This is a genomic window from Nocardia seriolae NBRC 15557 (assembly GCF_007990715.1).
GTDB lineage: Bacteria > Actinomycetota > Actinomycetes > Mycobacteriales > Mycobacteriaceae > Nocardia > Nocardia seriolae.
This window is the reverse complement of record NZ_BJWY01000044.1, coordinates 30787-49317: the sequence shown is the minus strand read 5'-3', so window position 1 is coordinate 49317 and position 18531 is coordinate 30787. Positions and strand designations below refer to the sequence as shown.

Genomic DNA, 18531 nt, shown 5'->3' with positions numbered 1-18531 from the left:
GTACTAGTCCAGCGGACTTGACGCATGACGCTGTCCAGCTATCTAGACTGCGCACATGTCGGCCGACGAGGTGGCCCGGGTATTCGCGATCGAGGACAAGGTCGAACGCCTGAAAGCCGCCACCGAAGGCGTGGCAGCCGCGCAGCAGCAGATCAATGAGCTGACTCGCATCCGCCGCGCCGTCATCCGTGAACTGCATGCCGAGGGCTGGACGTTCGCGAGAATCGGTGCGGCCGCGGGACTTTCCCGCGCCCGCATTCATCAGGTGAGCACGCAGGGTCCGGTACCGGAGGGTTTGTTCTTCGGGCACGGCCCGCTGACAATCCTCACCCCGGACGTGCGCAGCACCACGCGCGCCATCGCCCTGGTGGGTGCGCCGGATGCCGCCGCACCGCACCGGCTGGTGGAGCTATTGCGTGAACTGGGCTTCACCGCCAATGTGCAGCGCTTCCTACCGGGCCGCCCGCTGGATCTGGACCGGGACGGCCTGATCGTGCTCGGCGGACCCGAATTATCGCCCAGCCTGCGCTATTTGGTGGCCGCGGATCCCCGCCTGCGCCGCACCGTGGCGCGGGCCGGACGGGTGCGCCGGGGCATAGAGGACCGGGCCGCCCGCCGCGTCTACCGGCCGGGCGGCACCGAGCCCTACGACATCGCCTATCTGGCCCGCCTCCCCCGCCCGGACGGCAAGGGCAGCGTGCTGGTCATCGACGGCCTGCACCCGCCCGCCTCGCTGGGCGCGATCCGGCTGCTGGCAACCAGACTCGCCACCCTGCACGAGCGCGCGGGCACCCACCCCTTCTCGGCGGTGGTGGGTGTGCGCTACGACCGGTCGACGGGCGAGCCGATCGAGGCGGATCTACTCACCCCGATCTACCGTCACGACCGGTGAATGCCCTTCAGGCGGCTGCCTCTTCGGGCCGCAGGGTGTTCATCGGCGGGCGGTCGGACAGCGAGACCTCGGTGGCGTGGGCGATGAATTCGCCTGCCACCATCGGGAATTGGGTCAGCGCGGCACCGGAGTCCTGGATGCCGCTGCGGCCCAGCACGGTGCCCAGGATCTGGCGGCTCATGACGCCCAGGTCGGCCAGCGGGCGGTTGCGGTGCTGGCGGACGCCGAGGTTTACCTGGCCGATGCTGGACAGGCCGAGCAGGTCGTAAGTGTCGAGCAGCAGGCCGATTTCGACGCCGTAGCCGGGCGCGAAGGGCACCGAGGTGAGCAGCTCCCGGGTGCCCGCGTACTCACCGCCCAAGGGCTGCAAGACATTCGAGAGTTCCGGGCGCAGGGCCGCGAGCAACGGGCGGGCCACCAGTTCGGTGACGCGGCCGCCGCCGTGGTGCTCGACCGCCTCGCCGGTGCGCAGCGGCCGGCGGTAGTACGCCTTGACCAGGTGCATGCCGTCCACGGTGAGCAGCGGGCCCAGCAGTTTGGGCACGAAGTTCGGGTCGGGGTCGATCAGGTCGGAGTCCACGAAGGCGATGATGTCGCCGCTGGTGACGGCCAGCGAGCGCCACAGGCACTCGCCCTTGCCGGGGACCGGCTCGAGTTCGGGGACGGCTTGTTCCCGGGTCACCACGCGGGCTCCGGCGGCCGTGGCGCGGACGGCGGTGGCATCGGTGGACCCGGAGTCCAGGACCACGAGTTCGTCCACCAGCGTGCCGACCAGGGGCCGGATGCTGGCCACGACGGCGGCCACGGTGGATTCCTCGTTGAGGGCGGGCAGAACCACGGACACCGTGCGGTCGCCCTTGGCCGCGATCAGCTCCTCGATGGTCCAGTCGGGTCGATCGAAGGTGTTGGTGTGCACCCAGTCTGTTTTCATGCGAGTCCTCGCAACGTACGGGCTGGCGGACGGAGACCCTGGATGGCGGCGATCATGTCCACCACCCGGCGCGTGTGGGCCACCTCGTGTACTCGAAAGACGCGAGCACCCGCGGCGGCTGACCAAGCAGTCGCTGCCAATGTGCCCTCCAATCGTTCGGACAGCCCGACACCAAGAGTCTCTCCGATGAAATCCTTATTGCTCAGCGCCATCAAGACGGGCCATCCGGTTTTCACAAGAACGTCTATCGCCCGCAACAATTCGAGCCCGTGATAGGTGTTTTTGCCGAAATCATGGGTCGGGTCGATCAAAATCGAGTCCTTGGCCACCCCTGCGGCCGCAGCATTTTCGGCGGCGGCCACCACCGTCTCGGTGACCTGGGTCACCACATCCGCGTACCGGACCCGGTGCGGACGGGTCCGCGGAATCGCACCTCCGGTGTGAGAACACACGATTCCTACGCCCAATTCCGCGGCCACCCCGACCAGCTCCGGGTCTGCCCCGGCCCAGGTGTCGTTGATCAGGTCCGCGCCCTCGGCCACCGCCGCACGCGCCACCCCGGCCCGCCAGGTGTCCACGCTGATGAGCAGATCCGGATGGCGCTCCCGGAGGGCGGCCACGAACGGCACCACCCGCCGGGCCTCCTCGACGGCGTCCACCTCCGAGCCCGGCCCGGCCTTCACCCCGCCGATATCGACCAGATCCGCACCCTCGGCCACCGCCCGGTCCACGGCGTTCATGGCGGCCTCGTCGGTGAACGTGGCGCCCCTGTCATAAAAGGAATCCGGCGTCCGGTTCACGATCGCCATCACCAGCGCCCGATCCGTCGCCACCGGCTTCCCGCACAATGTCGGCAACGGCGCACACATGCCCTCGACTGTACCGAGCGGTATTTCACCCCTGCTGGGCAGCCGACCGGAACCGGGCCCCGACCGGCGGCCGCGGCCTCACGAATTCCTCACCTGCAAGCTGTCAGGCTGCTGCACGCCGACCGGACCAGAAAGGGCACCCATGACCATCGCTCGCACCGCCGCCTGCGCGACCGTCGCCGCGCTCCTGCTGGCGGGTTGCTCGACGCCCGAAAGTCGGGATGCCGCGGCCGATGTCGCGATCCGGTGGCGGCAGACCTGGTCGGATGAGTTCGATGGCGCGGCGGGCGGGCGGCCGGATCCGGCCAAGTGGGTGTACGACCGCGGCGGCGAACCGCAGTGGGGCAATGCGGAGTGGCAGTACTACACCGACCGCACCGAGAACGTGTCCACCGACGGCAAAGGGCATCTGGTGATCTCGGCCCGGCGCGAGCGGGTGGCGGGGATGAGCGGGTGCCCGTACGGTCCGTGCGATGTCACCTCCGGCCGGATCACCACCCTCGACCGTTGCGAGCAGGCCTACGGCCGGTTCGAGGCGCGCATGAAGATCCCCGCGGGCCGGGGGCTGTGGCCCGCGTTCTGGCTGATGGGCGCGAATGTCGAGCAGCGGGCGTGGCCGGGCAACGGCGAGATCGTCGTGATGGAGACGGTCGGCGACGATCCCGGCACCGTGCACGGGTCGGCGCACGGTCCGGGATTCGAGGATCCGGGATACACCGAGGACTACGAGCTGGACGGGCAGCGGCTCGCCGACGACTTCCACACCTACGCGGTGGAGTGGACGCCCGGACGCATCAGCTGGTTCCTGGACGACCACCGCTACTTCACCGTCGACAAGAGCACGCTGAAGGCGACCGAGACCTGGGTTTTCGACCACCCCTTCTACGGGCTGCTGAATCTCGCGGTCGGCGGGACCTGGCCGGGCCCGCCGGACGAAACCACCGTATTCCCGGCCGAATTGGTCGTCGACTACGTCCGGGTGTACGAGCAGAAGTGATCGAGGCGGTCAGTTGCCGGGCAGCCGTCCGGCCGCGACCTCGGCGGCGTACTCCGGATACGCGGGCACGTAACCCTCGGTGCGGCCCGCGAGGACGTAGAGGGTGCTGTGGCCGTCGGGGGCACAGCCCTGCTTGCGCAGTCCGACCTTGCGGCTCTTGAAGGTCGAGGTCTGTTCCAGCTCGGGCACCACGCGGATGAACAGCGGCACGGCATAGGTCGGCAGGTGGCCGTAGAGCGTCTTGGCCGCGACCTTGCCGTCGAAGGCCGCGCCCTCGTGCAGGGTCACCGCGGCCATGCCCGCCTTGCCGTCGGCGCCGGGGATGTCGACACCGAAAACGACCGCCTGCGTGACGGAGTCGATGCCGTCGAAGGCGCCCTCGACCTCGGTGGTGGCCACGTTCTCGCCCTTCCAGCGGAAGGTGTCGCCGAGGCGGTCGACGAAGGCGATGTGGCCGAAGCGCTGGTCGCGCACCAGGTCGCCGGTGTCGAACCAGCAGTCGCCCTGCTTGAAACCGTCACGGACGAGCTTGGATTCGGTGGCGGCGGCGTCGGTGTAGCCGTCGAACGGGGAGCTGTTGGTGACCTTGGCCAGCAGCAGCCCGACACCGCCGTGGTGGACGCGCCGCAGGCGGCCGTCGGGGTGGCGCAGGGCCTTGCCGGTGGCGTCGTCGTACTCGACGATCGCGAAGGGCAGCGGGGTGAAACCGGCGGTCTTGTCGACGCTGAAGGCGTTGATGAAGGCGACGTTTCCCTCACTGGCACCGTAGAACTCGACGATCCGCTCGAGGCCGAAGCGGCTCTGGAACTCGTCCCAGAGTTCGGGCCGCAGGCCGTTGCCGACGCAGAGCCGGACCGTGTGCGACCGGTCGGTGCGCTTGGGCGGCTGGTTGAGCAGGTACCGGCACAGTTCGCCGATGTAGACGAAGGCGGTGGCCTGATTGGCGATGGCCTCGTCCCAGAAGCGGGTGGCCGAGAACTTGCGGCCCAGTGCGAAGGTCGCGCCACCGGCGATCACCGAGGACAGCGCCACCGTGAGGGCGTTGTTGTGGTACAGCGGCAGGCAGCAGTAGAGGGTGTCGCGGCCGTTCAGGCGGACCCCGAGCCCGCCGATGCCCGCCATGGACTTGGTCCAGCGCTGGTGGGTCATGACGCTGGCCTTGGGCAGGCCGGTGGTGCCGGAGGTGAAGATCAGGTAGGCGCGCTCCCCGGCCGTGATCTGCTCGGTCACCGCGGGATTCGACGCGTCCACGATGCGGGCCTGGGCCGCCAGCTGCTCGGACCACAGCACGGCGGGCCGGGCCTGCGTGAGGGTCTCCAGCGCGTCGGCGCACTCCTCGCCGATCACGTCGAGCACGGAGTTCAGCAGCCCGAAGCTGTGCTGCAGCACCACGTCTCGCTGATTGTGGTTGAGCAGGCCCGCGGTGGCACCGAGTTTCACGGTGGCGAGCACGGTGAACAGCGCCTCGGGGCGGTTGGCCATCAGGATGCCGACCACGTCGCCCCGCCCGACCCCGTGCGCGGCAAGCACATTCGCGTACCGGTTGACCTCGGAGTTGGCCTCGCCCCAGGTGTACTGGCGGCCTTCGAATCTCAGGAAGGGCCGGTCCGGGTGCTGCGCGGCGCCGCGCTGGAAGAACAGTCCGATGGACGCCCGGTCGCCGGATTTGACCAGCATGTGCACGGCATTGCGGAGCATGCCTGGGGCCTGCAGCGCCATGCCGGGCAGGCTGCGGGCCAAGTCCATCAGACTCACCGTCGAACGGGCATCGGTATTCACTTCGCTGTGCTCCTCACCGGGCTGTGCTCTCGCTCACCGCCCACCCTTGCCGATTCGCCCGATCTTGTCGAGTGAAACCGGCCGGTTTCGCTCAGCGATCCGGCCGGAGCGCGGTGAAGGCGGCGTCGAAATCGTCGGTGACCACGGCCCGGTCGATCGCTTCCCGCCCCGCGTAGCCCCGCTCCCGCAGCTCACCGATCCACTCGAACAGCCCCCGGTAGTGCCCCAGCGGATCGAGCACGACCACCGGCTTGTCGTGCATGCCCAGGTAGGCCCCCGTCCAGGTCTCGAAGAACTCCTCGAGCGTGCCGATGCCGCCGGGCAGGGTCAGGAAGGCGTCGGCGCGATCGTCCATGACCTGTTTGCGCTCGCGCATGGAGTCGGTGACGATCAGCTCGTCGGCGTCCACATCGGCGACCTCGCGGTGCACCATCATCTTCGGGATGACGCCGACGGTGCGCGCGCCCGCCGCGCGCGCGGCCCGCGCCACCGCGCCCATCATCGAGACATTGCCACCGCCCGAAACCAATTGCCAACCGCGACGGCCGATTTCGGATCCGACCCGGGCGGACAGTTCCAGTGCGCGCGGATCATCCACGGAGGCAGAGCAATACACGCAGACGGAGTACATTTCGCTCACCACTGGTCCTCCATACCGGTCTGGTCCAGCTCACCGCGGGACTCCGCGGCCTGCAGGACGATGTGCACCACCTCGTCCACGCTGTCTGTGACGTGCAGCAGCCCCAGGTCCCCGGGCGCGATCTTGGCGGTGCCCAGCAGCGAGTCCCGGATCCAATCCACCAGTCCCGACCAGTATTTGGTGCCGAACAGGATGATCGGGAAGCGCGTGATCTTGTGCGTCTGCACCAGCGTCAGCGCCTCGAAGAGCTCGTCGAGGGTGCCGAAGCCGCCCGGCAGGCAGACGAACGCCTCGGAGTACTTCACGAACATGGTCTTGCGCGCGAAGAAGTAGCGGAAGTTGATGCCGAGATCGACCCACTCGTTGAGGTGCTGCTCGAACGGCAGCTCGATGCCCAGCCCGATCGAATAGCCGCCCGCCTCCGACGCGCCCCGGTTGGCGGCCTCCATGGCACCCGGGCCGCCGCCGGTGATGACCGCGAAACCGGCTCGGGCCAAAGCACTTCCGATGGCCATCCCGGCCTGGTACTCGGGCGAGTCGACGGCCGTGCGGGCCGACCCGAAGACCGACACCGCGCGCGGAGACTCCGCCAAAGCGCCGAAGCCCTCGATGAATTCGGCTTGGATACGCAGCACCCGCCAAGGGTCGGTGTGCACCCAATCCGCCGGGCCGCGCTGGTCCAGCAGATGCTGATCGGTGGTCCCGATCCCCTTCTTCCGATCCCGCCGCAGCATGATCGGCCCCCGGAACCGTGGTGTCTTGGGCGAACGCACATCCTCGTCAGCAGACATGCAGGCAGTATCCAATTTGCCCTCCGCTTCGCTCCGGGCGGGGTTCGCGGCGCGTCTCGTTCTTCCCTCCCTCCGCTCCTCCGCTTCGCTCCCCCGCTCCACTCAGTCCAGAACGAGACGCGCCGCGAACCTGCCAGCGCGTGCACCTGCGGGTTTCTCAGGCTTTGGCCCCGGTGAGGTAGCTGCGCAGCATGGACGTCACCTGGGTGATCTGGTCGACGGGCAGGTGCTCGTCGCGCTTGTGGGCCAGGTTGGGGTCGCCCGGGCCGAAGTTGACGGCCGGGATGCCGCGTGCGGCGAATCGCGAGACATCGGTCCAGCCGTACTTGGCGCGCACGCCGCCGCTGCCGTGCGTGTGCACGATCTCGATGAGATCCTTGGCGGCCGGGTTGGACAGGCCTGGCAGCGCGCCGGGCGCGCCGTCGGTGCGCTCGAAATCCAGTTCCAGACCGGCGAATACCTCGCGCACGTGCTCGGTGGCCTGGTCCAGGGTGCGGTCGGGGGCGAAGCGGAAGTTCACGTCCACGCTGGCCACGTCGGGCACCACATTGCCGGCCACGCCGCCCTCGACGCGGACCGCCGACAGGCCCTCGCGGTAGGTGCAGCCGTCGATCTCGACCTCACGCGCCCGATAGTCGGCCAGCCGCTCCAGGATCGGGGCCAGCCGGTGAATGGCGTTGTCCCCCAGCCAGGCTCGTGCGGTGTGCGCCCGCACGCCCGAGGTGGTCAGGCGCACCCGCAGGGTGCCCTGGCAGCCCGCCTCGATCCAGCCGCCGGACGGCTCGCCCAGGATGGCGAGATCGCCCTCGAGCCATTCGGGCAGTTCCCGCTCGATCCGGCCGAGGCCGTTGAACTCGGCGGCGATCTCCTCGCAGTCGTAGAAGATGAGGGTCAGGTCGTGCACCGGATCGGCGACGGTGGCGGCCAGGTTGAGGAAGACCGCGTCGCCGGATTTCATATCGACGGTGCCGCAGCCCCACAGCTGCCGTTCGCCGTCCGCGGTGGTCTGGAAATGGCTGGGGACATTGTCGGCGATGGGCACGGTGTCCAGGTGCCCGGCGAGGATGACCCGGGTGGGCAGTCCGCGATTGGTGCGCGCCAGCACGGTATTGCCGTGCCGCAGAATTGCGAACCCGGAGGTCTGCTCACGCAATGCCTTCTCGACGATGTCCGCGATGACCTTCTCGTCCTGAGACACGCTCGGAATGTCCACGAGCGCGGCGGTGAGTGAAATGGGGTCGGCACTCAGATCGATGGTGGTCACTCGATCCACCCTAAATGAGGAATAACCTCTGTTCTTCGCACGGTGCTTGCGTTGGCACAAATCGGCACCGCATGGGGCATGAATTCACAGCGGGGTAACGTACGGGGACGTGAGTACTCAGGGAGCATCAGCAGTCGGCCTCGCCACCATCACCGCGAACGGGACGGTGCTCGACACCTGGTACCCGTATCCGGAACTCGGTGAATTCAGCGATACCGGCTCCAAGCGGCTGGACCCCTCCGGTGTCGAGTACGCCAAGTTCGCCACGGCGCCGTTGGGCGCCGACGAGGCCCGCCGGGTCGAGGTGGTCGTGGTGCGCACCACCATCGCCGACCTGTCCGCCGCGCCGGTCGACACCCACGACGCCTACCTGCGCCTGCACCTGCTCTCGCACCGCCTGATCCGCCCGCACGGCGCGAACCTGGACGGCATCTTCGGCCTGCTGGCCAATGTGGTGTGGACCAACCACGGCCCCTGCTCCACCGAGGAGTTCGAGCTGACCCGGCTGAAGCTGCGCGCCCGCGGCCCGGTCACCGTGTACGGCGTCGACAAGTTCCCGCGCCTGGTGGACTACGTGCTGCCGTCGGGTGTGCGCGTTGCCGACGCCGACCGCGTGCGCCTGGGCGCGCACCTGGCCTCGGGCACCACGGTCATGCACGAGGGCTTCGTCAACTTCAATGCCGGCACGCTGGGCAATTCCATGGTGGAGGGCCGTATCTCGGCCGGTGTGGTGGTCGGTGACGGCTCCGATGTCGGCGGCGGCGCGTCCATCATGGGCACCCTGTCCGGCGGCGGCAAGCAGGTCATCTCGCTGGGCGAGCGCTGCCTGCTGGGCGCGAACGCGGGCGTGGGCATCTCGCTGGGCGACGACTGCGTGGTGGAGGCGGGGCTGTACGTGACCGCGGGCACCAAGGTGACGGGCCCGGGCGGCGAGATCGTGAAGGCCGGTGAGCTGTCGGGGCAGTCGAACCTGCTGTTCATCCGCAACTCGGTGACCGGCGCGGTGGAGGTCAAGGCGCGCAAGGGCACCGGCATCGAGCTGAACGCCGCGCTGCACGCCAACGATTGAGCTCTTGAATCACGAAACCCCCTGACGGCCTGTGCTGCAGGGGGTTTCGCGTCTCCGGTGGCTCAGTGGTAGAGACCGCACCACGGCGCCGCGGAGCCGTCGAAGGTGGTCGGGATTCCGAGCCCCGGCCCGCATTGGCCGGAGCCCGTCTGCAGCGCCTTGATCACGTTCGAGGACCCGGTCGGCGAGGCGTCGAAGGATCCGGTGGCTCCGGTGTTGACCGATCCGGTTCCGGTGGTGTTGGGCGCGGCCACCGGCTCGGCGGGCTGCTGCGCGGGGGTCAGGGGCAGCGCATCGGCAGACGCGACGGCAGCGGGGGCCAGCAACCCGCCGAAGAGGGCGGCGACGACGAGGGTGGTGCGCAAGAGGCTGGGCATCGGGCGAATCTCCTTGGGAAAGTTTGCGTTTCGCTTCAGAAAGCTAGACGTTCGCCAGCACGCGTCACGAGACCCAGAAACCTCCGGCACCGGAACTCAGGTGTCAGATCCCGAAGCCGATGACCCGCTCCGGGGTGATGCGGATCAGTTCGGGCGACAACCCCGGGTAGAAGGGTTCGACGTCGCGCAAAGCCTGTGCGGCGCCCCGGATTTCGAGGCAGCGCACCTCCCAGGGCTGCACGGATTTGATGTCGTCGACCACGAACGAGACCCGCTCCTCCTTCAGCAGATTGCGGAACTTCTGGCTCGCTCCCAGATCGCGGCCGCCGATATCGATGGTGTCCAGAGCCGCGTTGTAGCGGAAGCCCACCGGATTGTTCTACGGCGAGCCGTCGGGGCGGATGGTGGCCAACCGCCCCAGTCGCTGGCTGGTCAGGTATTCGATCTGGACTTGCGACAGGGATGCGGTCATGCGGTTCACCGTAGAACCTCGACCACACTCGAGGTCAAGACAGCAGTTTCTTCTGCACCTTGCCCATGGCATTGCGCGGCAGCGTTTCGACCAGGCGCACCTCACGTGGCCGCTTGTGCGCCGAAAGTTCGCCCGCCACATGGTCGATGAGGTCCTGGGAGATCGATGCGGGGGCATCGGCGCGCGGCACCACGAAGGCGACGATGCGCTGTCCGAGATCGTCGTCCGGTACCCCGATGACCGCAGTCTCGGCCACCGCCGGATGCCCGAGCAGGGCGGTCTCGATCTCGCCCGCGCCGATGCGGTAGCCGCCGGACTTGATGAGATCCACCGATTCCCGGCCGACGATGCGGTGGAATCCCTCCGCATCGATGACCGCCACATCGCCGGTCTTGAACCAGCCGTCGGCGGTGAAGTTCTCGGCGGCCGCCTCGGGCTTGCCCAGGTAGCCGTCGAAGAGCATGGGGCCGCGAACCTGGAGTCCGCCAACGCTTTCCCCGTCGTGCGGCACCGGTTGCCCGGCCTCGTCGCGCAGCCGGGTCTCGACGCCCTGCACCGGGGTGCCGACCCAGCCGGGGCGGCGCTCCCCGTCGGGGCGGGTGGAGAGGGTGATCATGGTTTCGCTCATGCCGTAGCGCTCGATCGGGGCGTGCCCGGTGAGCTCGGCCAGTCGCTCGAAGACCGGCACGGGCAGCGGCGCGCTACCGGAGATCAGAATCCTGGCCTTCGCCAATTCCTTTGCCGCCGAGGGCTCCTCGACGATGCGCGACCACACCGTCGGCACCCCGAAGTACATGGTGCCGTGCGCTCGGGCGTAGGCCCGCGGTGTCGGCTTGCCGGTGTGCACCCGCGGGCTGCCGACCCGCAGCGGACCGAGCATGCCGAGGATGAGGCCGTGCACGTGGAACAGCGGAAGGCCGTGCACCAGTGTGTCTTTCCACGTCCACTGCCATGCCTCGGTGAGGGCGTCCAGACCCGCCGCGATGGCGTCACGGCTGAGCATCACCCCCTTGGGCAGGCCCGTGGTTCCGGAGGTGTAGAGAATGAAAGCCGTTGCCTTACCGGAAGGTTCGGCGTAGCGATGCCACGACCGCGCGTGCTTGCGCACCGGGATGACCGGAAGTTCGGAGCCCTCCGGAGCCTTGCCAAGCCACGCCTGCGCGCCCGAATTCTTCAGGATGTGCGCCAGTTCGGCGCTGCCCGCGTCCGGCGGAACCGGCACCACGGTCACCCCGGCGATGAGGCAGCCGACCACGGCGAGCACGGTGGTCACGGTCGGTTCGGCCAGCACCGCCACCCGGCGAGCCTGGGCGACGCGTTCGGCGACGGAGGTGGCCGCGCCCAGCAGATCGCTGCGGGACAGCGTCTCACCGTCGATGGTGATGGCGTTCGGAATATCGTCCCCGGCGGCAATGGCGGCCGGGTTCAGCGAGCTCAGCAACAGCGGCGACACGGGGCCACGCTACCGGGCAACGAAACGCTTGCGAACTCTCCGGGTTGGTTGACAGGGACCCCGAGTGGGTAAGAGAGTTTCTGTACAACCTTCTCACCAGAGGATGTGGTCAAGGATGACCAGGCCGCTTCACGATCGATTCGACGGCACGACACCCGAGCCCGAGATCGATGTCCGGCAATACCTCGACGGCGCGGCCGGGTTCTTCGGCGCGGCGGCCAATGTGATCATGCAGCTCTCCAACCGGCCGGTCGGCTACGGCGTGGTGGAGAGTCCCGTGGAATCCGGGAACGTCATGGTCCATCCGCTCAAGCGGCTGCGCACCACCCTCACCTATCTGGCCGTCGCCCTGCTCGGCACCGAAGACGACCGGGCAGCCTATCGCGAGGCCGTCGACTCGGTGCACAAGTACGTCCGCTCCCGCGCCGGAAGCACGGTGAAGTACAACGCCTTCGACCCCAAGCTCCAGCTGTGGGTGGCGGCCTGCCTGTACTGGGGTGCACGTGATCTCTACGAGCGCATGCACGGCCCGATGGACGAATTCGATGCCGAGGTCTTCTACCGGCACGCCGCGCGCATGGGCACCACGCTCCAGGTGCGCCCGGAGAGTTGGCCCGCGGATCGCGTTGCCTTCGACCGCTATTGGGAAGAGAACCTGGCCGCGACACGCATCGATCCCAAGATCAAGGCGTACTTCGAGGACCTCATCGACCTGAAGATGCTGCCCCGCCCGTTCCAGCTGGCCTTCGGCGGCGTGCACCGGTTCTTCGTGACCGGCCTGCTGCCGCAACATCTTCGGGACGAGATGGGCATGACCTGGACGCCGCGGCAGGATCGGGCGCTGGCCCGCACGCTGCGGGTGGTCGGCGCGGCGGAGAGCGTGGTGCCCGCACCGGTGCGCGCCTTCCCGCTCAACGCCCACCTGATGGACATGCGGCTGCGCCGCCGACTGGGCCTGCGGTTGGTGTGAGAACCCCGGCCCGTCAATGGATTCGGAGACGGTCAGAGGATTCGGAAACCCGGAATGATGTGATCGCGGGCGAACCGCCGTAGCGCCACCGGATCGTCGAGCGGGATCACCGTCTGCGGCGTCAGCGCCAGCGACAGCGCCGCGCGGGCGATCATCTCGGCCAGCGGCAGCGGATCATATTGCGGCAGTTTGCCTTCCGCCTGCAACCGGGCGATGAACTCGGCGAGGTAGTCGCGGCCCAGCTCGATCACGGGCGCGCCCTGGACGGTCAGATAGGGCAGCACGATCTCGGGTTCGGTCTTGAGCAGCCGGTCCAGCAGCTGATTGCCGCGCAGCCCCTCGGTGAACGCGATGAACAGGACGGTGATCTGCTCCTCGGCGCTGGCGTCCCGCTCGATCGGTTCGCGCACCTGGGCGTCGATCTCCTCGACGAGCTGACGCGCCTGCCGCAGGCCGACGGCTTGGATGAGATCGTTCTTCCCGGCGTAGCGCCGGTCCAGCGTGGCCAGCGAGAGCCCGCCGCGCCGGGCGACCTCCACCATGGACGTGCGTTTGATGCCGAAGTCCAGAAAAGCCAGCAGTGCGGCGTCGAGGACCTTGGCCTGATTGCGGTCCTCGGGCCCGGATCCGCGGACGAGCGGCAGCAGTTTGGCCAGTTTGGCCATGGTCCGAGCCCTTTCCGGTCGCAACGAGAGACTGAGGCATTAATCTTCGCACATTGACACCGCCACGCGCCGATGAGAAGGTGAGAACAGATATTTCTCACACTCTCCTCAAGGGCGAGGAGTGACGACGAGGAGCCGAGTCAACGATGACCGCACCGCTGCGCAAGTTCGAGTACGAACCGGTCGGCCCGGAGCCGATGACCACCGAGCAAGTTCGCGAATACATCGACGGCATCGGCGCGTTCCTCGGCGGGGCCGCCAATGTGATCATGCAGCTCTCGCTCACCCCGGTCGCCTACGGCGTGATGGAGTCCGAGGTGCACAGCGGGTCGATCATGGTGCGCCCCTTCAAGCGACTGCGCACCACCCTCACCTACCTGGCCGTGGCCATGATCGGCGACGAGGACGACCGCCGCGACTACCGCGAGGCCGTCAACGGCGCGCACCGCACCATCCGCACCAAGCCCGGCAGCCCGGTCAAGTACAACGCCTTCGACCCGAAACTCCAGCTGTGGGTAGCCGCCTGCATCTACTGGGGCTTCGACGACATCCTGCACCGCATGCGCGGCCCGATGGATCCCGTTGTGGCCGAAGCCTTCTACCGCCACTGCACCCGCCTGGGCACCACCCTGCAGATGCCCGCCGAAATGTGGCCCGCCGCCCGGGACGACTTCTACGTCTACTGGGAGGAGAACCTGGCCACCAAGACCATCGACGAGCCCACCCGCGCCTACTTCAACGCCCTCACCGACCTGAAGATGCTCGCGTGGCCCCTCCAGATCGCCCTCGGCGGCCTGCACCGCTTCATCGTCACCGCCCTGCTGCCCCCGCACCTGCGCAATCAGATGGGCATGTCCTGGACCGCCCGCGACGAACGCATCTTCACCGGCATCCTGCGCGTCATCTCCGCGGTCTGGACCCGCATGCCCACCCCGATCCGCCTGTTCCCCTTCAACTTCTACCTCGCCGACATGCGCCTGCGCCGCCGCTTCGGGCGACCGCTCGTCTAGCGATCAGCCAGGGCGCGCAGGAAGAAGCCGAGGTTGGCCGGGCGTTCGGCCAGGCGGCGCATGAGGTAGCCGTACCACTGGGTGCCGTAGGGGATGTAGACGCGCAGGGCGTGCCCCTCGGCGACCAGGCGCTGCTGTTCGGCGTCGCGGATGCCGTAGAGCATCTGGAACTCGTAATCGCCCGGGGTGCGGTTGTTTTCGGTGGCCAGGGTGAGGGCCGCCGCGATCATGGCGGGGTCGTGGGAGGCGATCATGGGATACCAGGCCTCGCGCATGAGGACGTCCAGGCAGCGCAGGTACGAGGTGTCGACGTCGGCGCGGCGCTGGTAGGCGACGGTCGCGGGTTCCTGGTATGCGCCCTTGCACAGGCGGATTCGGGTGCCGTCGGTGGCCAGGTCGCGGGCGCGGTCCTCGGCCTGGCGCAGATAGGTCTGCAAAGCCACGGCCAGCCAGGGGAATTCGGCACGGGCCAGCCGGACCGCTTCGAGGGTGTCCTCGGTGGTGGTGTGGTCCTCGGCGTCGACGGTCACCCAGACCTGGCGTTCGACGGCCTTGGCGCAGAGCTTGTGCAGGTTCTCGGCCGCGATGGCCGGGCCGTCCGGACCCAGCGACTGACCCAGCGCGGAGAGTTTGAGCGAGACCTCCACCCGGGGGTCTCGGTGTCCAGGCCGGGTACCGCATGGTCGACCTCGGAGAGGTCGTCGATGAGCGAAAGATATTCCGTCACCGCGGCATTGGCCTGAGAGCGGTCGGTGGTGTATTCCCCGAGGAAGTCGACACTGACCGAGCGGCCGCTCGCCAGCAGCGCCTGTGCCACCGGGACCAGCTCGGCACGGGTCTCCCCGGCTACGAAGCGCCGGACCACGGCGGCGGTCACCGGCACCCGGGTGATGACATCCTTCAGCTTGGACGATCCCGCCGCAGCGAGGATCGCGGGGCGTAGCGGGTTCATCGCACCTCCATGTGGGGGTAGCGGTAATCGGTTGGGGGAACGAAGGTTTCCTTCAGGGTGCGGGGAGCCACCCAGCGCAGCAGGTTGAGGTAGGAACCGGCCTTGTCGTCGGTGCCGGAGGAGCGCGCGCCGCCGAAGGGCTGCTGGCCGACCACCGCGCCGGTCGGCTTGTCGTTGATGTAGAAGTTGCCCGCCGCGAATCGCAGTGCGGTGGCGGCGGATTCGACGGCCCGGCGGTCGCGGGCGAAGATCGCGCCGGTGAGGGCGTACGGGGAGGTGGAGTCGACGATGTCGAGGATGCCGGCGAAGGAGCCGGGGGCGCTGTCGTCGTAGACGTAGACCGACAGGATCGGGCCGAAGTATTCGGTGGCGAAGGCCTCGTCACCGGGATCGTCGCCGAGCAGCACGGTGGGGTGGATGAACCAGCCCTCGCTGTCGTCGCAGCGGCCGCCCACGATATCGAGTCCGGCGCCCTTGGCCCGGTCGATGGCCGCCTCGCATTTGGCGTACGCGCGGCTGTCGATCACGGCCCCACCGAAATTCGACAGGTCGGCGACATCGCCGTAGGTCAGCGACTCCAGCTCCGACAGGAAGTCCTGGCCCATCCGCTGCCACACCGATTTGGCGATGTAGGCCCGCGAGGCGGCCGAGCATTTCTGGCCCTGATACTCGTATGCGCCGCGAATCATGGCCGTGCGCAGGATATCCGGGTCGGCGGACGGGTGGGCGAGGATGAAGTCCTTGCCGCCGGTCTCCCCCACCAGCCGCGGATACCCGTGGTAGCGGCCGATATTCGAGCCGACACTCTGCCACAGGTATTGGAAGGTGCGGGTGGAGCCGGTGAAGTGGATGCCCGCCAGCCTGGGATCGGCCAGCGCCACCTCGGAGAGCTTCGAGCCGTCCCCGGTCACCATATTGACGACCCCGGGCGGCATCCCGGCCTCCTCCAGCAGCTTCATCGTGTAGTACGCCGAAAGCGTCTGCGTCGGTGAGGGTTTCCAGACGACGGTCTTGCCCATGAGCGCGGGCGCGGTGGGCAGGTTCCCGGCGATGGCGGTGAAGTTGAACGGCGTGATGGCGTACACGAACCCCTCCAGGGGCCGGTAGTCCATCCGATTCCACACACCCGCACCGGATTCCGGCTGCTCCCGGAGGATCTGCCGCGCGAACGCGACATTGAACCGCCAGAAGTCCACCAGCTCGCAGGGTGCGTCGATCTCGGCCTGCTGCACCGATTTCGACTGGCCGAGCATGGTGGCGGCCGCGAGGGTTTCGCGCCACGGCCCGGCCAGCAGGTCGGCGGCCCGCAGCAGGACCGCGGCGCGTTCCTCGAAGGGCATCGCCCGCCAGCCGGGCGCGGCGGCGGTGGCGGCCGCAATGGCCGCGCGCGCTTCGTCGTGGGTGGTGTCGGTGTAGGTCCCGAGTACGTGCCGGTGCCGGTGCGGCATCGAGATACCCAGCCGTTTCCCGCCGCCGGGCTGATGCTTACCGCCGATGACCAACGGCACATCCACGGATTCGGCGGAGAGATCGGCGAGCTTGCCCGTCAGCAGTTCGCGTTCACGACTGCCCGGGGCGTAGGTGTGCACCGGTTCATTTCCGGGAGCAGGGACAACCGTGACAGCGTCCATATCCAAGGCTATCGCGGTAGCCCCTGCCCGGCCGGAACGAACACGCTTCGTCAGTGGAAGTCGTCCGCGATGATCTTCTCGATATTGCGTTCCGCCAGCGCGGTAATGGTGACGAACGGGTTGACGGTGGTCAGGCCGGGGATCAGCGAGCCGTCGATGACGTACAGGCCCGGGTACTGGGTGAGCCGCCCGTAGTTGTCGGTGGACACATTGATCACGCAGCCGCCCAGCGGGTGGTAGGCGAAATCGTCGCCCCAGGTCTTGTATTCACCGAACAGGTCGGTCCGGTAGATGGTCCCTTCCTTGCTGTTGATCTTGTCGAAGATGCGCTTGGCGGCGTCGATGCTCGGCTGGTTCCAGGCGGTCTGCCAGTTCAGATCCACCCCGCCCGATCCGGAGTTGTAGGTGAACTTGCCGCGGTTCGGGTTCTTGGTGATGGCCAGGTACAGGCTGGCGAAGGTCTCGATGCCCGCCGGGAACGGCGACACCGCCGCGAAGGCCGGGCCGCCGCTGTCGGCCCAGTTGTCGATGCCCAGGCACGGAATGCAGGACTGGAGGCTGCCGGTGGCGTCCCAGGCCTGGTTCTGCCGGGCCACCATGACATTGCCGTTATTGCCCCAGCCGCTGCCGATGGAGTCGGGCAGGTTGGGCAGCTTGCCGGTGGCCTTCTGGGTGACCAGCAGTTTGCTGGTGCCCACGCTGCCGGCCGCGAAGAAGACCTTCTGCGCCGTAACGGTTTTCGACTTCACGGTATTGCCGCTGGTGTCGATCTGGTTCATGGTCACCGTGAACCCGCCGCCATTGGCGGGCGCGACGGTGGTCACCACGTGCTGCGGCACGATGGTCACCTTGCCGGTGCCCGACGCCGCCGCCAGATAGGTCTTGTCGAGGGCGTTCTTGCCGTAGTTGTTGCCGTAGATGACCTCGGCGTTGAGCGCTGAGCGCGGCGCGGTATTGGCCTGCTCCTGCTTCATGTAGTTGAAGTCGTAGACGTTCGGCACGAAGGTCCACGAAAAGTTCGACCGCTCAGCCTGTTTCCGGCCGACCCGCGCGAACTGGTAGCACTCGGCGCTCTCGAACCAGGTCTGGTCGATATTGTTGACCTTCAGCCCGGCATTGGCCCGCGGGTAGTAGGTCGCGTACATCTCGCCCGCGTCCACCGAGGGCAGGATGCTCCCGAAGTTCTCCTGCTTGGGCGTGACCGCCATACCGCCGTTGACCAGCGAACCGCCGCCTACGCCGCGCCCCTGGTAGATGCGAATCCCGCTGAACTCCTCCGCGTCGAGCACGCCGGTGTAGCTGGGGATCGATTTGTCGTAGGGCGCGCCCATGAAGTGGTTGATCGGCTGGACGGTCTTGGTGCGCAGCCAGAACGAGCGGCCGTCCGGCTTGAGCATGTTGCAGTAGACCTTGCCGTCGGATCCGGGCTGGGTCCAGGACATGCCCTTCTCGACCATGACGACCGACTGCCCGGCCTGGGCCAGCCGCAGCGCCGCGACCGCGCCGCCGTAGCCGGTGCCGATGACCAGCACGGGCATGGTGTCACCGTCATTGACCGCCCCGGTGGGTAGGGCCCGCGCCGATGGCATCTTCGGTAGTAGCGCAGCCGCCCCCAAAATGACACCTGTTGCAGCTAGGAACCCGCGTCGGCTGACATTGCTGCCGTAGACACTCTTACCGGGGGATTCGTAAGACAAACCACGCACTGAAAGACTCCTCATCGAGTTGCGATGAGAACCTGTTATAGGCGGTGTGAAGAGCCTACGGGT

Annotated in this window: 17 protein-coding genes and 1 pseudogene; 5 read left to right on the top strand and 13 right to left on the bottom strand. The window is 67.9% G+C overall.

Annotated elements, in window-relative coordinates; genetic code table 11:
• Positions 1 to 55: 55 nt before the first annotated feature.
• Entirely contained in the window at positions 56 to 892 is an 837-nt protein-coding gene (locus tag NS2_RS15870) for a hypothetical protein (RefSeq protein ID WP_033088195.1), read from the top strand.
• A gap of 7 nt (positions 893 to 899) precedes the next feature.
• Here NS2_RS15870 and NS2_RS15865 read toward each other — a convergent pair whose 3' ends face one another.
• Complete coding sequence (locus NS2_RS15865; protein WP_033088194.1) at positions 900 to 1823, bottom strand: glucosyl-3-phosphoglycerate synthase; 924 nt, start codon at positions 1821 to 1823, stop codon at positions 900 to 902.
• Entirely contained in the window at positions 1820 to 2692 is an 873-nt protein-coding gene (gene folP / locus NS2_RS15860) for a dihydropteroate synthase (RefSeq protein WP_033088193.1), read from the bottom strand. The genes NS2_RS15865 and folP overlap by 4 nt, the downstream gene beginning before the upstream one ends.
• Positions 2693 to 2834: 142 nt before the next feature.
• On the opposite strand from folP, the gene NS2_RS15855 reads away from it, so the two are divergent.
• On the top strand, positions 2835 to 3689 hold the full coding sequence (locus NS2_RS15855) for a glycoside hydrolase family 16 protein (protein ID WP_033088192.1): 855 nt from the start codon (positions 2835 to 2837) through the stop codon (positions 3687 to 3689).
• Positions 3690 to 3698: 9 nt separating this feature from the next.
• Here NS2_RS15855 and NS2_RS15850 read toward each other — a convergent pair whose 3' ends face one another.
• The 4 genes from NS2_RS15850 to dapE form a co-directional block, all read right to left on the bottom strand.
• Positions 3699 to 5468, bottom strand: coding sequence for a long-chain-acyl-CoA synthetase (locus tag NS2_RS15850; protein WP_071812143.1), 1770 nt, complete (start codon positions 5466 to 5468; stop codon positions 3699 to 3701).
• Between the two features lie 91 nt (positions 5469 to 5559).
• On the bottom strand, positions 5560 to 6099 hold the full coding sequence (locus tag NS2_RS15845; protein WP_033088206.1) for an LOG family protein: 540 nt from the start codon (positions 6097 to 6099) through the stop codon (positions 5560 to 5562).
• A gap of 5 nt (positions 6100 to 6104) precedes the next feature.
• The gene (locus tag NS2_RS15840) at positions 6105 to 6899 is read right to left on the bottom strand and encodes an LOG family protein (protein WP_033088190.1); all 795 of its coding nucleotides are present in this window, start codon (positions 6897 to 6899) and stop codon (positions 6105 to 6107) included.
• Positions 6900 to 7056: 157 nt separating this feature from the next.
• A complete protein-coding gene (dapE, locus tag NS2_RS15835) occupies positions 7057 to 8163 on the bottom strand; it encodes a succinyl-diaminopimelate desuccinylase (RefSeq protein ID WP_033088189.1) in 1107 nt (368 codons plus the stop codon).
• Between the two features lie 109 nt (positions 8164 to 8272).
• On the opposite strand from dapE, the gene dapD reads away from it, so the two are divergent.
• Complete coding sequence (dapD, locus tag NS2_RS15830; protein ID WP_033088188.1) at positions 8273 to 9232, top strand: 2,3,4,5-tetrahydropyridine-2,6-dicarboxylate N-succinyltransferase; 960 nt, start codon at positions 8273 to 8275, stop codon at positions 9230 to 9232.
• 62 nt (positions 9233 to 9294) lie between these two features.
• Here the strand turns inward: dapD and NS2_RS15825 are convergent, their stop codons facing one another.
• The 3 genes from NS2_RS15825 to NS2_RS15815 all read right to left on the bottom strand — a co-directional run bounded on the left by NS2_RS15825 (position 9295) and on the right by NS2_RS15815 (position 11525).
• On the bottom strand, positions 9295 to 9609 hold the full coding sequence (locus NS2_RS15825) for a hypothetical protein (protein WP_033088187.1): 315 nt from the start codon (positions 9607 to 9609) through the stop codon (positions 9295 to 9297).
• A 103-nt stretch (positions 9610 to 9712) separates the two neighbouring features.
• Positions 9713 to 9979, bottom strand: a complete 267-nt coding sequence (locus NS2_RS15820) for a PPOX class F420-dependent oxidoreductase (protein WP_228102641.1) — start codon at positions 9977 to 9979, stop codon at positions 9713 to 9715.
• 136 nt (positions 9980 to 10115) lie between these two features.
• A complete protein-coding gene (locus NS2_RS15815; protein ID WP_033088205.1) occupies positions 10116 to 11525 on the bottom strand; it encodes an acyl-CoA synthetase in 1410 nt (469 codons plus the stop codon).
• A 124-nt stretch (positions 11526 to 11649) separates the two neighbouring features.
• Between NS2_RS15815 and NS2_RS15810 the strand changes: the two genes are divergently transcribed.
• On the top strand, positions 11650 to 12504 hold the full coding sequence (locus NS2_RS15810) for an oxygenase MpaB family protein (protein WP_033088186.1): 855 nt from the start codon (positions 11650 to 11652) through the stop codon (positions 12502 to 12504).
• 32 nt (positions 12505 to 12536) lie between these two features.
• Here NS2_RS15810 and NS2_RS15805 read toward each other — a convergent pair whose 3' ends face one another.
• Complete coding sequence (locus tag NS2_RS15805; RefSeq protein WP_052086503.1) at positions 12537 to 13169, bottom strand: TetR/AcrR family transcriptional regulator; 633 nt, start codon at positions 13167 to 13169, stop codon at positions 12537 to 12539.
• 146 nt (positions 13170 to 13315) lie between these two features.
• On the opposite strand from NS2_RS15805, the gene NS2_RS15800 reads away from it, so the two are divergent.
• A complete protein-coding gene (locus NS2_RS15800; RefSeq protein ID WP_033088185.1) occupies positions 13316 to 14179 on the top strand; it encodes an oxygenase MpaB family protein in 864 nt (287 codons plus the stop codon).
• Here the strand turns inward: NS2_RS15800 and NS2_RS15795 are convergent.
• The 3 genes and pseudogenes from NS2_RS15795 to NS2_RS15785 form a co-directional block, all read right to left on the bottom strand.
• Positions 14176 to 15131: pseudogene (locus NS2_RS15795) on the bottom strand (proline dehydrogenase family protein). The gene NS2_RS15800 and the pseudogene NS2_RS15795 sit on opposite strands and share 4 nt — an antisense overlap.
• Positions 15128 to 16762: an L-glutamate gamma-semialdehyde dehydrogenase gene (gene pruA / locus NS2_RS15790; protein WP_033088184.1), complete on the bottom strand. Its 1635-nt coding sequence runs from the start codon at positions 16760 to 16762 to the stop codon at positions 15128 to 15130. Before pruA ends, NS2_RS15795 begins: the two are co-directional and overlap by 4 nt.
• A gap of 50 nt (positions 16763 to 16812) precedes the next feature.
• Positions 16813 to 18351, bottom strand: coding sequence for a GMC oxidoreductase (locus tag NS2_RS15785; protein WP_230464745.1), 1539 nt, complete (start codon positions 18349 to 18351; stop codon positions 16813 to 16815).
• Positions 18352 to 18531 lie beyond the last annotated feature (180 nt).

Coding starts and splice junctions, on each gene's coding strand:
- NS2_RS15870 (WP_033088195.1), top strand. CDS start 56: ATGTCGGCCGACGAGGTGGCCCGGGTATTCGCGATCGAGGACAAGGTC.
- NS2_RS15865 (WP_033088194.1), bottom strand. CDS start 1,823: ATGAAAACAGACTGGGTGCACACCAACACCTTCGATCGACCCGACTGG.
- folP (WP_033088193.1), bottom strand. CDS start 2,692: ATGTGTGCGCCGTTGCCGACATTGTGCGGGAAGCCGGTGGCGACGGAT.
- NS2_RS15855 (WP_033088192.1), top strand. CDS start 2,835: ATGACCATCGCTCGCACCGCCGCCTGCGCGACCGTCGCCGCGCTCCTG.
- NS2_RS15845 (WP_033088206.1), bottom strand. CDS start 6,099: ATGTACTCCGTCTGCGTGTATTGCTCTGCCTCCGTGGATGATCCGCGC.
- NS2_RS15840 (WP_033088190.1), bottom strand. CDS start 6,899: ATGTCTGCTGACGAGGATGTGCGTTCGCCCAAGACACCACGGTTCCGG.
- NS2_RS15825 (WP_033088187.1), bottom strand. CDS start 9,609: ATGCCCAGCCTCTTGCGCACCACCCTCGTCGTCGCCGCCCTCTTCGGC.
- NS2_RS15810 (WP_033088186.1), top strand. CDS start 11,650: ATGACCAGGCCGCTTCACGATCGATTCGACGGCACGACACCCGAGCCC.
- NS2_RS15805 (WP_052086503.1), bottom strand. CDS start 13,169: ATGGCCAAACTGGCCAAACTGCTGCCGCTCGTCCGCGGATCCGGGCCC.
- NS2_RS15800 (WP_033088185.1), top strand. CDS start 13,316: ATGACCGCACCGCTGCGCAAGTTCGAGTACGAACCGGTCGGCCCGGAG.
- pruA (WP_033088184.1), bottom strand. CDS start 16,762: ATGGACGCTGTCACGGTTGTCCCTGCTCCCGGAAATGAACCGGTGCAC.
- NS2_RS15785 (WP_230464745.1), bottom strand. CDS start 18,351: ATGCCATCGGCGCGGGCCCTACCCACCGGGGCGGTCAATGACGGTGAC.